Raw genomic sequence first — 14287 nt, 5'->3', positions numbered from 1 at the left:
CTCTCGCTATCTATCTCAAGGTGCTGGCGTTCAGGTATATACTGAACTCCGAGGCAAAAACTTAGCGAAAGAAGGGGACATGCATGTTTAAAAAGATCATCATGGTGCTGCTTGCTGCATCAATGGCAGCGGTATCAGCGTGTTCGAACGGATCAAATGAAAAAACGGCGGAAAAGCCGCAGGCAAGTGCTAAACCTGCCGCACCTGCTGATCCGTTCGGTAAATACGAAGAGCCGGTAACCATCACAACCGCTTACTCCGTAGACCCTGCCTTCAAGTCCACTAAAGGCGAAACACTCGAGAACAATGCCTGGAAAACAGCGATGAAAGAAGAACTTAATATCGAAATCGATATTGCGTGGCAGGTATCCAAAGAAAATTTTGATCAGAAAATGAATTTGTCCATTGCCAGCAACGATTTGCCCGATGCAATGGTTGTCAGCCAAGTACAGCTGAATCAAATGGTGAAAGCCGGGGAATTGGAAGATCTCACGGAGGCTTACAACAACTATGCGTCTCCTTCTGTAAAAAGAATTATGGAAAGCACAAACGGGCTTGCTATAGAGCAAGTTACCTTTGACGGAAAGATGATGGCTATTCCGCATGTAGGTGCAGAAGACTTTAACATGCTGTGGATCCGTCAGGATTGGCTCGATAAGCTTGGACTTCAGCCTCCCAAAACGGTAGAGGATCTGGAAAATGTGGCGAAAGCCTTCGTGGAGCGGGATCCTGATGGAAACGGTAAAGCGGACACGATCGGTATCGCTACGGGTACGGGATTATACAATGATTTTACTGCCGGTCCAGGCGCCTTCGATTTAACGCCGATTTTTGGAGCCTTTAATGCGTTCCCGGGATTTTGGGTTGAAGGCGAAGACGGTAAGCCGGCGTACGGATCCATTCTGCCGGAGACTAAAAATGCGCTTGCCAAGCTGCGCGACATGTATGCGGCCGGTTTGATCGATAAAGAAATAGGCATTCGCAAAGCTGCCGAAGAGACGGTCATAAGCGGTAAAGCGGGCATGTTTTTTGAAGGCTTCTATGGAGGCTACTGGCCGCTGCCGAGCGCATGGCAGAACGATCCCAAAGCCAACTGGCAGGCTTATGCCGCGCCGTTGGATAAGGAAGGCAAATACAACGTCAAGATAACCAACCCATCGAACGGTTACCTGGTTGTCCGGAAAGGATTCGAGCATCCGGAGGCTCTAATTAAGCTGAATAATCTTTATTTGAGAGACGAAGCGATACACGGGCCTGATTTTATGCTCATCCGTAACTTCTTTGCGCCTCTGGACGAAATTGGTTTTGAATATAAGGCTATGCAAGAAGTATTGGCGGGGACCAAGAAGCCGGAAGATTATGCAGACTTGCCGGAATATAAACTGCTGAAAAATTCATTAGAAACGATTAAAAATGCCAAATTAGAACCTTATGACAAACTGGATATCCAATATTGGAATCAGAGCGACAAAGATTTTATGCGTGCCTATTCCATCATGGTTGGGGCTAGAAACCATTTCGATCCAAATCTCAATAAAATCAAAAGTCTATCCTACACACGTACCGAAAGCGTCGAGAAAAGGTGGACGAACTTAACCAAGCTGGAAAAAGAAACGTTTTTGAAGATCATTATGGGTTCGGCACCGCTTGACACCTTTGACCAATTCGTTAAAGACTGGAAAAAACAAGGCGGCGATGTTGTAACAGAGGAAATTACAAAAACGATTCAATAATAACCATGTTACCGGAAAGGACGCCGACATAACGACGGCGTCCTTTATATCAAAACAAGGAGTGACAGTTGTGAATAATAAAGGGTTTGCCAAACATTATTACTTCATGCTTCTCCCCGGGTATGTATGGTTAATCATGTTTAGCATCGTACCGATGTTCGGGGTACTGATAGCTTTTCAGGATTATCAGCCTGTGCGGGGCGTATTTCGCTCGGAATGGATCGGTCTGGAAAACTTCGAATATATGTTTGCGCTTAATGACAGCAAAATGATCTTTTTTAATACCATTTTTATCGCACTAATGAAGATGGCAGCACATCTGATCGTACCGGTTATTTTTGCTCTCATGCTTAATGAATTACGGGCAGCCATCTTCAAAAGATGGGTGCAGACGATAGTCTATTTGCCGCATTTTCTATCCTGGGTCATTCTCAGCGGGATTATCATGGATGTCTTTTCTTTTACGGGCCCGGTTAATAACATGCTGTCTATATTCCATATGGATCCGATTCTATTTATGGGCAAACCGGAGTTGTTTCCGTATCTTGTTGTCGGGAGCGATGTGTGGAAGGAGTTTGGCTTTAATACCATTATTTATTTAGCAGCTTTAACGGGAATCAATCCCTCCTTGTATGAAGCGGCGGCACTGGATGGAGCGAATCGCTGGCATCGGCTCAGGCATATTACGGTTCCGGGTATCGCGCCAACCGCATTGCTGCTTCTAATCTTAAGCTTGGGGAATGTACTGAATGCCGGATTCGATCAAATCTTTAACTTGTATAATCCGCTTGTGTATTCCACCGGCGATATCATTGATACCTGGGTATACCGCGAAGGTCTTTTGAAATTGCAATACGGTTTGGCTACGTCCGTCGGTTTGCTGAAATCCGTTGTCGGCTTTATCTTGATTACATTATCCTATTACCTTGCCAATCGATTTACGAATTACCGGATCTTTTAACGAAGGAGCATGGAAATGATTAGAGAAACGAGCGCAGCCTCCAAAATATTCGATTTAACCCTAATTATCGTATTAGTTGCCATTTCACTTCTGTGTATCCTTCCTATCTGGTATACGCTGATGGTTTCCCTGAGCCAAAAATCAGCAGCTGCAGCCGGTATCGTAAGCGTATGGCCGAAAGGGTTCAATCTGAATTCATACCAGCAGATTATGAAGGATGCTATGTTTTTCAACTCTTTCTGGGTATCCGTTCAACGTGTAGGATTGGGGGCTGTCATCAGTTTTGCAGTTACGGTGTTAATGGCGTACCCGCTATCCAAGAGCACAAAAGATTTTCGATTAAGAAACGTTCTAATGTGGGTACTGGTATTTATGATGCTGTTTAGCGGAGGGCTTATCCCGCTCTATCAAACGGTAAAGGCATATGGACTGATCGACAGTGTATGGGTATTGGTGCTGTCTGGCGGCTTACCTATGTTTAATGTCATCCTGGTCATGAATTTCTTCCGGAACCTGCCAAAAGAGCTGGAAGAATCCGCTTTTGTGGATGGGGCAGGACCGTGGTATACCCTGATTAAGCTGATTATCCCTCTATCCGTACCGGTGTTAGCGACAGTTACACTGTTCAGCATAGTCGGTCACTGGAATGAGTTTTTCAGCGGTTTGGTTTTTATGACGAAACCTGACAATTATCCGCTGCAAACGTATATTCAACAGATGGTCGTTCAAATGGATTTGACCTCTATTAGTAATGATCCCGAGGCGCTGAAACGCTTAAATGAACTATCCAATCAGACCCTGAATGCGGCAAAAATCTTTATTGCCATGATTCCAATTCTAGTGATTTATCCTTTCTTGCAGCGATTCTTTGTTCATGGGATTACGCTAGGGTCGGTAAAGGAGTAGTTTTGCGAAAACGTCAAAAAGACCGCCAGCCGCCTGGATAGACAGGCCGGATAGGCGGTCTTTCTGTCTTTCTGTCTTTCGTTTCATGCATCCTATCTACCCTCTACGGTCAGGCTCCATTTCTGCGATCACGGTATCCTCATAAGCGCGTTTCGAGCCGTTCCGGATCTCCTCGACTTTGACAGGCTGACCGGTTGCGGCGGATTCCAGAGCGGCAAAAACGACATCCAGCGCATCAAGACCGCGCTCGCCGCTGCTGATCGGCATTTTCCCGTCCGCGATCGCTTCCCACAGCTCCACATAGGAGTGGGCAAACGGATGTGCCGGTATTTCCGGCGCATATTGGCCGATCAGATCCGCCGCCGGGATGATTCGGCCTTGCTCAAGGGAAACATGCTTGCCGGGCCGGAAGCAGCCCTTGCTGCCGTAAATCCAGACGCCGCTCATGCCTTCGCCATGCGCAGCCGTACTGCACATCCAGTGGCCCAGTCCTCCATTATCGAAACGGAACACCGTAACGCTTGTATCCTCCCCGGTCGGATGGATGGTAGTCACTCCGTCGCTCAACGTTTTCTCGAAAATTTCCGTGTAGGCGAACACTTCATGAACGGGCCCGTTCACTTCCGTGAACAGGTGCGTGCGGTGCACGCCGTGGTCGTTAATCCAGCCTGCGCCGGCTCTACCCTTCATGTGCCGCCAAGCGGTTCCTGCAAAAAAAGCCCGGTTCAAACTGACGGCCGCATAGTCCATGACCATAGTGACGGAGCCGATCAGGCCGTCCTTAATCGCCCGGGCCATGGCGGTATTCTCCGCTCCCAGCACGCTCGGCTCGGAAACGGTTAATACCTTGCCGTATTTGCGGGAGTCCGCCACGATTTTGCGTCCGAACACCGGAGAGATAGCCAGCGGCTTCTGCATCTGGACGTGAATGCCGGAGGCAAAACAATCCTCCGCCACGATGTGATGCAAATCGTGATCCAATAGGACGGAGACGGCATCGAGCGGTTCGGCTTCGATCATTTTCAGGTAGTCTGTGTACACCTCAGGCCGTCGGCCCAGCCGTTCTTCCGCCAGCTTGGCGAATGCATGGGCTTTGTCCGCGTTAAGGTCGCAGACGGCCGTCAGCTCGAAGGTTTCCCGGTCATTTTTTCGTAAATGCTCCAATCCTTCCAAATGTGCGGTTGATATTATGCCGCATCCGATAAATCCAATGTTCATCGCATTTCCCTCCTGCGGCTGTCTTGAGGCAGCCGGATATAGTGGCGTATAATGTAGACAGGTAAACGATTAACTCGCATAAAAAAGCGGTTCAAAGGAGACAGGCTGATGGAACGGGAAGAGAAGCAAGCAATCCCTGCTCAATGCTCGATAGAAAAATCTCTTGATGTCGTCGGAGGCAAATGGTCCTTCCTTGTCATCCGGGAGATGATGTTTCATGAGAAAAAAAGATTTGGCGAACTGAAGCAGGCCGTCGTCGGGATCAGCTCCAAATCGTTGACCGACACGCTCCGGCATCTGGAGGCCAGCGGCGTCATTACCCGGACGGCTTATCCGACTGTTCCTATGACGGTAGAATACGCTCTGACGGAGAAGGGGCATGCTCTTCACGGCATCATCCACGAAATGAAAAAGTGGGGCAGCGAGTGGGCCTGACCGCCTTATTACTACCTTAAGACAAAGCGTATGATCTGAAAAGTAGGCACTTTTTCATTACAAGATTACCTCAAGGTAACTATAGCGATCAGATGAAAGATATTCGTTTACAAAAAGCCGGTTCATGCTATATTCTGGTAATGTCGAACATTGTCAGAGAGGACTAATGAACTATGCTTAATTCCATTAAGTACAAAATCATGCTTCCTATGCTCGTTATTCTGCTGCTCGTAACGGCCGGCACGGCTGCGGTTACTTACCGCTCAACGGCTGAAAGCCTGCAGCAAAAAGGAATGACGACGCTGCTTACAGCCAAGATCGGCATCGAGAATGAGCTTATCGCAAGGCGTACGGCCGAAGAGGTCATGGAGACGGAGATGAAGGGGCAGGCAGTGCTTGCGTCCTATATCCTGGAGCAGGGGCAGCTGACCTACGAGCAGATCGTGGAGCTGGCCAAGCGCTCGGGCATCGACGAGTTCTGGATTACGGATGGCAAAGGGCAGACGGTGCTGACGAACAACGCACCGAAGGTCGATTTTAACTTCGGCTCCGATCCGGAGGGCCAAGCCTATGAATTTATGGATCTGATCAACGGCGAAAGAGATTTTGTCAGCCAGCCGGCCCAGCCGCGGACGATCGATCCGAAGGTGTTCAAATATATCGGGGTAAGCGGCTGGAACAGTCCCCGCATCGTGCAGGTCGGCCGCGACGGCGCGCGGCTGACGGAGCTGGAGGAGCTGATCGGCGCGGCGCCGCTGCTGGAGCAGCTGAAGAAGGAGCTGGGCGGCGACGTGCTGTTCGCGGCCATTGCAGCGGCGGACGGCAAGCTGCTGTACGCCACCGACGCAGACGCGGAGCAGCTGAGTCCGAAGCTGCTGCCTTACTTGGAGGCGAGCGCGAACGGAAATGAGGTCGTGTCGCAAAGCTATAAGGGCGAGAAGGCCAATTATTATTTTACGAGATTGTCTGACGGTTCTACACTTGTGCTCACCTTGTCGAATCGGGTGCTGATGAGCAACGTTTATTGGACCAGCGCTGCGGGCCTGACAGGTGCAGCCATTACGGCGGTTCTGTTCTTCCTTATTGTAGGGAATCAGACGAAGCGGCTGCGGCGCCTGGAGGCGGCGATGAACTCGCTTGCGGAGGGAGACGGCGATTTGACGCAGCGCCTTCCGGTCGGCTCGGGCGACGAGGTCGGACGGTTGTCGGAGGCGGCGAACCGTTTTATCGGAACGATACATCATATTGTGCAGGAAGTGAAGCAAGCGGCGCTTGGCAGCAAGTCGGACTCGGACCGGATACTGGAGGAGACGGGGAACGTCCGCGAAATTGCGCGGGAGCTGAACGGCGCCGTACACGACATCGCCGCGGCGGCATCGAAGCAGGCGGAGTCGGTGGAGGACGGCATGGCCGGCGTGCAATCGCTGGCGGACCGGATCGACGGGGCGAAGAATACGACCGGCGAGCTGTACGACTACAACGCCGAGATTCACAGCCGCCAGGAAAGCGGCATGGCCGCGCTGGAAGCGCTGCTCGAATCGATCCGCCAAAGCGTGGAGACGTCGAAATCGGTGGAATCCAGCATGGGCAAGCTGATGACGGATATCGATGCGGTCAGCCGCATGGCGTCCGCCATTCATGAAATTTCGCGGCAGACGAATCTGCTCGCGCTGAACGCCGGCATTGAAGCGGCGCGCGCAGGCGAGCACGGACAAGGCTTCATGGTCGTCGCTAAGGAAGTGCGAAAGCTGTCGGAACAGGCAAGAAGCTCGGCCGAGGAGATCCAGACGACGGTGGCGAACGTGCTGGCATCGGCGGGCCGCACGACGGAGGCGGTCGGCGCATCGCTTGCGATTGTCGGCAATCAGGAGCAGCAGGTGCAGCTGTCCTCCGATGCGTTCAGCGCGATCCGGGAATCGATGGCCCATGTGCATGAGCTGACGGAACGGATGGCCGGGGAGATGGACGTGCTGGGCAGCCGGAAAAACGATCTGCTCCAGTTCATCGAGCTTTCTTCCGCCAGCACGGAGGAGACGGCGGCCAGCTCCGAGGAAATGCTGGCAAATGTGGAGTCGCAGACGTCGATTTTCAGCCACGTTCATGACAAGGCGGCGGAGCTGCAGCAGCGGATGAACCAGCTTTTGACCGGGGTGAACCGGTTTAAAGTGTAGGGCTGTGCGGGTAACGCCTGAATAGGGGATCAAAGAGGAAGCCGTCCTTCTGAGTTGAGGGGCGGCTTCTTTTTTGCGCGCGGTTTGCCGGGTGTAATTTAATCGGCTTTTTGAAAGCCTTTTCAAGGACTTTTTTCCTACTTTTATACAAGTTCTCTCCCCTTCAAGCAGGATATTGTTAATTTCTGTAGAATAGTATTAATGTTTACTTTTTCTTTATATGGAGAAAAGGTGTCCCCTCAATGCCGGCATTATGATGGGTTAGGAGAGCTCTGTATGCATATCGCGGAACTACAACAGAAAATTGAGTTTCTTCGGGGGCAAATGGTAGAGAAGTTTTTGCGGAGCGGATCTTATCAATCGGAGGAAGTCATTGATGCCAGTCAGGAGCTGGACAAGGTGCTTAATTGTTACGATTGCCTGCGATATAAACGAAATTGCCCGTATAGAGCAAAATGCGAAATTGGCGAACGCGGATGAGGCCTTCAGCATGCGATGTCCTGTGAAATAGGGCGGCGCAGTCTGCAGGCCTATTTGTTTTGTTAAGATACGCAAGGGGAAGGCGGCAAGTGTGTAGGTAAGCGTGGTCATTCCAGGGTACCAAAATGAAAAGATGCGTTTCCGTTTGTTGTTCCTGAACTTGTACCCGTTTGGGATAACTGGATTTGTTGATGTTATTTTGGTCCTTAGAGCGGGGAAAGAGAATTAACTGGATAGGGTACAGGTAAAATCGGCACTTTAGAGGTAAACGAGTGAAATCGGGTGATTTAGATACATGAATTCCAGTTATTTGGGCGTGGGAAGCAAAATTTAGAAGATTTAGATACACTAAATCCAGTTATTGCACGGGCGAGCCTGGCCGGCTTGGCCGGGAGGTACCGTTCAGGTGCCAACGGCGGGTGCTATATAGGAGAAAGCTGCCGTTCTCTAACGCTTAGAGAGCTTTCCCCTTTGCGGGATTTTAATATTGCTGACGCATCATGTATCATAGAGATCATAGAAATCATAGAGATATAAGCTTTGGAGTGGAGGTGCAGGAGCTGTGAGAAAACAAGTTGTAGGATTCCCTTCCCTGCTATGGGGAGCATTGTTCGCGGGATGGCTGTGGCTGTTGTTCACGTTCTCGTCGCAGTCGTATGAGCAGCAATCGATTCAGCCGTGGCTGCGCAGGACGTTTAACATGCAGCAGCTGATCCGGCTGCTGCCGGATATGACGATTACCTACCGGGCTAAAACGATGCATTCGCATACGGATCCGTTCCAGTTTGTGGAGTTTCTGTTCCGCAAAGGCGCGCATTTGTTCGTATATGCGATGCTGGCGGCGATTCTGTTCATGCTGATGCGCTCGTTCAATCCGAGGCGCTGGCTGCGGGCACTCGCGGTGACGCTTGTGACGGCATGGGTTGTCCCCGCACTCGACGAGTGGAATCAACTGAGCTCGGTGCACAGAACGGGGAACGTGACCGACGTCTGGCTTGATTTTGTAGGAGGCTGCGCAGGGGTTCTCGTATGCTTGTGCATTCTTGGGGTCGTCAGACTGCTCAGGAGAAGATGAACAACCGGCGGATTTACAATAACGTTAAGTTAACCTTACACGGCAATAATATTTCTCCGGTATGATCTAGCATGAACGGGCGAGCAAACGGGGCGCCTCGTACAATCTGGATCCCAGGGGGAAACTAGCGTGAATGCACGACGCAAAAAAATTCGGAAGCTGCTCAAATTAATGATGGCAGGCTCGCTGACAGCGGCCTGCCTTGCTCCATTTGGAGCGGTTTCCGCGCAGGAGCCGGCGGGGAACACTTCCTTTGAAATGGACAAGATCGCAGCATACGACAGCGGAGCCGGCTTTGAAGCGGGCGGAACAGAGATTGTGGCGTACAACTGGGAAGGCAAACGCGCTTATTCCACGAACTCAAAGGAGAAGGCCATCGATATTCTCGACCTGTCAACGCTTGGAGAGCGTGACACGATCGAGAGGATCGAACGGGTTACGATAGAGGATTTTGGAATTAAAAATTTTACGCCTGACGGGATTACAAGCGTAGCGGTTCATCCTTCAGGCGCTTATATTGCGGCTGCGGTGCCGGCGAGCCCGCGGACGAATAACGGCAAGGTCGTATTCATGGATTTGAACGGGACGCCGCTGAATTCGGTCACGGTCGGCGCGCTGCCGGACATGCTGACGTTTACGCCGGACGGCAAGCTGCTGCTTACGGCGAATGAAGGCGAGCCGGCGACGGACTATTCCGTTGATCCGGAGGGCTCGGTATCGATCATCGACGTCTCGCGCAAAATGCTTAGCGAGCTTACCGATTCCGACGTCGTCACGGCAGGCTTCGGAGATGTTGCCATTCCGGACGGTGTGCGCGTGTTCGCAGGCCTGCCTGAGGGCAAGCCGTCCTCGGCCGCGCAGCATATGGAGCCGGAATACATTACGGTTTCCTCGGACAGTAAGCTTGCCTATGTGGCCCTGCAGGAGAATAACGCAATCGGCGTGCTCGATTTGACGACTCTTGCGTTCCGTGAGGTGCGGGCGCTTGGCGTGAAGGATCATTCGCTTGCAGGCAGCGGCATGGACGTATCGGATAAGGACGGCGCTGCCGATATCAAGCCGGTTCCTTTGCTCGGCATGTACATGCCTGACGGGATGGCGATGGTGGAGAGCGGCGGCAAATCGTATATTTTGACGGCTAACGAAGGCGATGTGCGCGAGTATGACGCCTATGCGGAAGCGGACCGTGCGAATAAGCTGGAGGAAAGCATCGCGCTGGACGCTACGTATTATAAAGGATTTACGCAGCAGGAGCTTGATGCGCTGCTTGCGGACGGGGCATTCGGAGACGACAAGAAGCTCGGCCGGATCCATGTAACGAAAGCCGGCGGCTGGAATGCGGAGAAAGGAAAATACGACCGGCTGTATTCGTTCGGCGCACGCTCGTTTTCGGTATGGGAGGCGGAAACCGGTAAGCTGGCGTATGACAGCGGCGGCGACTTTGAGCGGGTGACGGCTGAGGTTTATCCGGAATATTTCAATGTGTCGAACAGCAATAATGAAAAGGATAACCGAAGCGACGATAAAGGTCCGGAGCCGGAATACGTAGAGGTCGGACAAGTGGCGGGACGTACGTATGCGTTCATCGGTCTGGAGCGGATTAGCGGCATTATGGTCTATGATGTGACGAATCCGGTATCTCCTAAGTATGTGACCTTCGTGACGAGCAGGGATTTCGCAGGCGACGTGGAGCAAAATCAGGCGGGAGACGTGGCGCCGGAGGGGCTGGAATTCGTGCCTGCGGAGCAGAGCCCGACAGGTAAGCCGCTGCTGCTGGCGGCGCACGAGGTATCCGGCACGATTGCGGTCTATGAAATAACGGCAGTGCGTACCTTTGCCGATATGCAGACGCATTGGGCGAAGGGAGAGGTCGAGTCGCTCGCATCGAAGCAGATCGTTAACGGCGTTAACGAGAGGGAATTTAAGCCGCAGGCGGCGGTGACGCGCGCCGAATTTACGGCGCTGATCGTACGGGCGCTGGGGCTGGACGGAGCGGAGGCGCGGTCTGCCGCGTTCGACGACGTCAGCGAAGGCAAGTGGTATGCAGGTGCGATCGGAACGGCTGACGAAGCGGGGCTGGTTGGCGGCTATGAGGACGGAACCTTCCGTCCGGAGGAGCGGATTACCCGCCAGGAAATCGCAGTGATCGCGATGAGGGCGTTGAAGTTCGCCAGTGGCGGAGCTGCAGGCGCGGACGGCGGCGGGGAAGGCGGGGAAGCGGAGCTTCCGGCATTTGCGGATGCGGCATCCATTGCAGTCTGGGCGCGCGCGGCGGTGGCGGAAGCGGTGAATGCCGCCCTCATGGAAGGTCTGCCAGGCGACGAGTTCGCACCGGCGGCGCCGGCGAATCGTGCCGAAGCGGCCGTGCTTGTTTACCGGCTGCTGAAGCTGACCGGTAAGATCAGCTAGCGATGCTGCCGGGAAATTTTGCTGCTAAATAAGTTGTAAGGACCGACCACTTTCGGCAGAAGAAGCTGAGGAGGGGCGGTCCTTTTTTTAGAAAAGGAAGGAGGTGAAGAGAGGAGATTCGTTATAACGAATTTTAGGGAGTGATTATCCGCCGATATGGGTAGGAATCCGCATGTATGCGCTCAAAAAGATATGTTTTTTGGCTAAAAGTTTAAATATATAAACTGCACGGTGTAAAAACAAGATAAATACACGTTTTAAGCGCTTTCATGGTCGTTATAAGCGATTTTTGCCCAATATCGGGATGTACCTTCCAACTATTGTGGAATATACTAGATATAAGTCGAAAATTTAGTGCTACATAACTATTTACTGGCTGGATATATATAATTTCTATTTTTTGTAAACGCATACATTTACAATTTAAATGAAAAAGGATGTGATCGTCTTTCCCCTTCTTTCCTTTATGTCATTAACGATTCCAAAAGCTCTGCCGCATACGGCAGAAGCCGTCGTCCCTCTTTTTAAGCTTATGGGCTTCCGTTCATTGATCTTCAGTTAAAAATTTCGATCAAGAAGGGGTGTAAGGGATGCAAAATGTGCTGCTTATCGAAGACTACCTGAATGTAAGACTGGTGCTCAAGCTGCTTTTGGAAAAAAATAACTTCACGGTAGTGGGCGAAGCCTCCGACGGTGTAGACGGCGTAGAGAAATACATTCATCTTCGTCCCGATATCACGATTGTCGATTATTCGCTGCCGATTCTGAACGGTTACATCATTACGCGGCTGATCCGAAGCCTGGACGAGAATGCCTGCATTATCCTTTGCAGCGGCCAGGCGGAGCAGGTGCGGGAGGTATTCGGCCAGCTTGGCGTTTTTGCGGTACTGCCTAAGCCGTTCACGGAGGAGCAGCTGTTGGAGGTCATCAAGGCTTGCTCATGAATAGAGAAGGGAACTGCCAAGGGCCGCTTGGCAGTTTTTTTGTTGCGAGAAGGGCCGCGTCAGGGGGTGCACGATTCTTCTAACAGGCGGAAAATTCGCATAAAATAGCCGAATGAGATATTGGAATGCGAACGCGTGAAAAAATCCGGGGACTTGTATGGTATGGAGCCGCAGACCGGAAAGGCAGGGGGTTAAGGAGCATGAGAATGTATGTCGCCTCTGATAGGGATACGCTTCGTACGATTGCAGAGCGTTACGCGGCGAGTGTCGCTGCGGTCATGCGAATGAACCCGGGGATCGGGGATCCCGACAGGTTTATCTCAGGGATGACAGTTCGCCTTCCGTCCACCCCCACGACCGCCGACGCCATAGCCGATACATCGGACGATCCGACTGAGGGAGGGATGAGTGCGCCCGCTATCGACACCGCTGTGCTCCCGTACCCCGTATCCCCGCCACGCTCAAGAGTGCATGCGGACAATTGGATTCCGGTCATACCGGCCGGGACTATGGCGGAAACCGAATACGACGTGCTGATTGTCGGCAGCGGCGCAGGGGGAGGAGCCGCGCTTTGGCGTTTAGGCGAACGATGGGTCGACAGCGAAAAGCGGATCGGCGTGATCGAAGCGGGCGATACGCTGCTTCCTACCGCCGCGGCCAATTTGCCTATGTTTACGGAATGCCGCCTGAGGCACCTGTGGCGGAGCCCGAAGTATTTGAACCGGTACGGAAGCTTCGCTTTAGGTCAAAAAGGCGCTGCCTCCGCTGATCCCTCCATGTTTACTCAATTTATTGCCTTGGGAGGCAGAACGCTTATCTGGCCGGCAGTCTGTCCCCGCATGGCTCCTGCCGATTTCGCCGGCTGGCCGGTGACATCCAAAGAAATGAACAATTACTACCACCTTGCCGAGCAGGTGATGAAGGTGAATTCCAATTACGCCAGAGGCTCCGCCTTGCAGGATACGCTGCTTGGCCGGCTGCGGAGCGGCGGGTTTACGGAAGCGGTCGACCTCCCGATGGCCGTCGATTTTGCCGAGACCCGGTTCGGACTCATGCATTCGAACGTGTTTTTCAGCTCGATCCTGTTTTTTGCTTTGACGATGAACCGCCGCAGCGTCGATTTGGCTGTGCAAACCCGTGCGGTCAAGGTGCTGGTGGAGAACAACCGGGCCGCCGGCATTGAAGTGAAGTCCGAGGACGGCAGCACTCATGTGATCCGGGCCGAAACCATCGTTCTGGCGGCAAGCACAATCGAAACGCCGAGGCTGCTGCTGAACTCCGGCCTTCAAGGAGAAGCGATCGGCCGTTATTTGACGAATCATTCCTGTATCAAGGCATCGGGAATCGTACAGAGGGCCGATTTTCCCGAGGAGCTCGGCACGCTCGGCATTATGCTTCCCCCGGATGAGCGCCGTCCTTATCAGCTTACGATTAAGGGTCCCGGCAGCTATTTCTGGTACCAGGACACCCTGAAGCCGTTCCGGAAGGAGTGGGGGATCGAGATGACCGGTACGGGATACGTTCAATCGAGGGCCGAGAACAGAGTGACGCTCGATCCTGTCCGGAAGGACAAATACGGCGTGCCGGAAGCGCGAATCCAGTTTGCGTACAGCGAGGCCGATTGGGACGTGATCGAACGAATGGCCGACGGCATCAGAAGGGTATCGCTGGCGATGAACGCACCTTTCACTGCGGAGAACGGCCGGCCCGCCTTCTATTTGCTATCGCCGGGGGCCGACAATCACGATATGGGGACGTGCCGTATGGGGGTCGATCCATCGACTTCGGCTACGAACCGGTTCGGGCAAATTCACGGCATCGACGGCCTCTTCGTCGCGGATGCGAGCGTCATACCAGGCAGCGGAGCGGCCGATCCGGTGCTGACGGTCACCGCTTTGGCCATTCGGACAGCCGACTACATTGCGGACCTGTCCGAAGCGTCCGGAAGGAGGTAA

General features: G+C 52.6%; 11 protein-coding genes. 10 read left to right on the top strand and 1 reads right to left on the bottom strand.

Annotated elements, in window-relative coordinates:
* Positions 1–83: 83 nt before the first annotated feature.
* From KP806_RS15700 to KP806_RS15690, 3 genes are all read left to right on the top strand, one after another.
* A complete protein-coding gene (locus tag KP806_RS15700; protein ID WP_224724653.1) occupies positions 84–1733 on the top strand; it encodes an extracellular solute-binding protein in 1650 nt (549 codons plus the stop codon).
* A 70-nt stretch (positions 1734–1803) separates the two neighbouring features.
* Complete coding sequence (locus KP806_RS15695) at positions 1804–2694, top strand: ABC transporter permease (RefSeq protein ID WP_224724652.1); 891 nt, start codon at positions 1804–1806, stop codon at positions 2692–2694.
* A 15-nt stretch (positions 2695–2709) separates the two neighbouring features.
* Positions 2710–3600, top strand: coding sequence for a carbohydrate ABC transporter permease (locus tag KP806_RS15690; protein WP_224724651.1), 891 nt, complete (start codon positions 2710–2712; stop codon positions 3598–3600).
* Positions 3601–3696: 96 nt separating this feature from the next.
* Here the strand turns inward: KP806_RS15690 and KP806_RS15685 are convergent, their stop codons facing one another.
* Complete coding sequence (locus KP806_RS15685) at positions 3697–4818, bottom strand: Gfo/Idh/MocA family protein (RefSeq protein WP_224724650.1); 1122 nt, start codon at positions 4816–4818, stop codon at positions 3697–3699.
* Positions 4819–4926: 108 nt separating this feature from the next.
* On the opposite strand from KP806_RS15685, the gene KP806_RS15680 reads away from it, so the two are divergent.
* The 7 genes from KP806_RS15680 to KP806_RS15650 all read left to right on the top strand — a co-directional run bounded on the left by KP806_RS15680 (position 4927) and on the right by KP806_RS15650 (position 14287).
* On the top strand, positions 4927–5253 hold the full coding sequence (locus KP806_RS15680) for a winged helix-turn-helix transcriptional regulator (protein WP_224724649.1): 327 nt from the start codon (positions 4927–4929) through the stop codon (positions 5251–5253).
* 173 nt (positions 5254–5426) lie between these two features.
* Positions 5427–7424: a methyl-accepting chemotaxis protein gene (locus tag KP806_RS15675; RefSeq protein WP_224724648.1), complete on the top strand. Its 1998-nt coding sequence runs from the start codon at positions 5427–5429 to the stop codon at positions 7422–7424.
* A 201-nt stretch (positions 7425–7625) separates the two neighbouring features.
* Positions 7626–7904, top strand: coding sequence for a Spo0E family sporulation regulatory protein-aspartic acid phosphatase (locus KP806_RS28010; protein ID WP_397376407.1), 279 nt, complete (start codon positions 7626–7628; stop codon positions 7902–7904).
* Positions 7905–8466: 562 nt separating this feature from the next.
* Entirely contained in the window at positions 8467–8979 is a 513-nt protein-coding gene (locus KP806_RS15665) for a VanZ family protein (RefSeq protein ID WP_224724646.1), read from the top strand.
* A gap of 129 nt (positions 8980–9108) precedes the next feature.
* Entirely contained in the window at positions 9109–11388 is a 2280-nt protein-coding gene (locus tag KP806_RS15660; RefSeq protein WP_224724645.1) for a choice-of-anchor I family protein, read from the top strand.
* 590 nt (positions 11389–11978) lie between these two features.
* A complete protein-coding gene (locus tag KP806_RS15655; RefSeq protein WP_224724644.1) occupies positions 11979–12332 on the top strand; it encodes a response regulator in 354 nt (117 codons plus the stop codon).
* 200 nt (positions 12333–12532) lie between these two features.
* The gene (locus KP806_RS15650; protein WP_224724643.1) at positions 12533–14287 is read left to right on the top strand and encodes a GMC oxidoreductase; all 1755 of its coding nucleotides are present in this window, start codon (positions 12533–12535) and stop codon (positions 14285–14287) included.

It is taken from the genome of Paenibacillus vietnamensis (assembly GCF_020169515.1).
In the GTDB taxonomy this organism is placed as follows: Bacteria; Bacillota; Bacilli; order Paenibacillales; family Paenibacillaceae; genus Pristimantibacillus; species Pristimantibacillus vietnamensis.
Note: the sequence above shows the minus strand (reverse complement) of the source record. Positions and strands in the feature narration are given on the sequence as shown.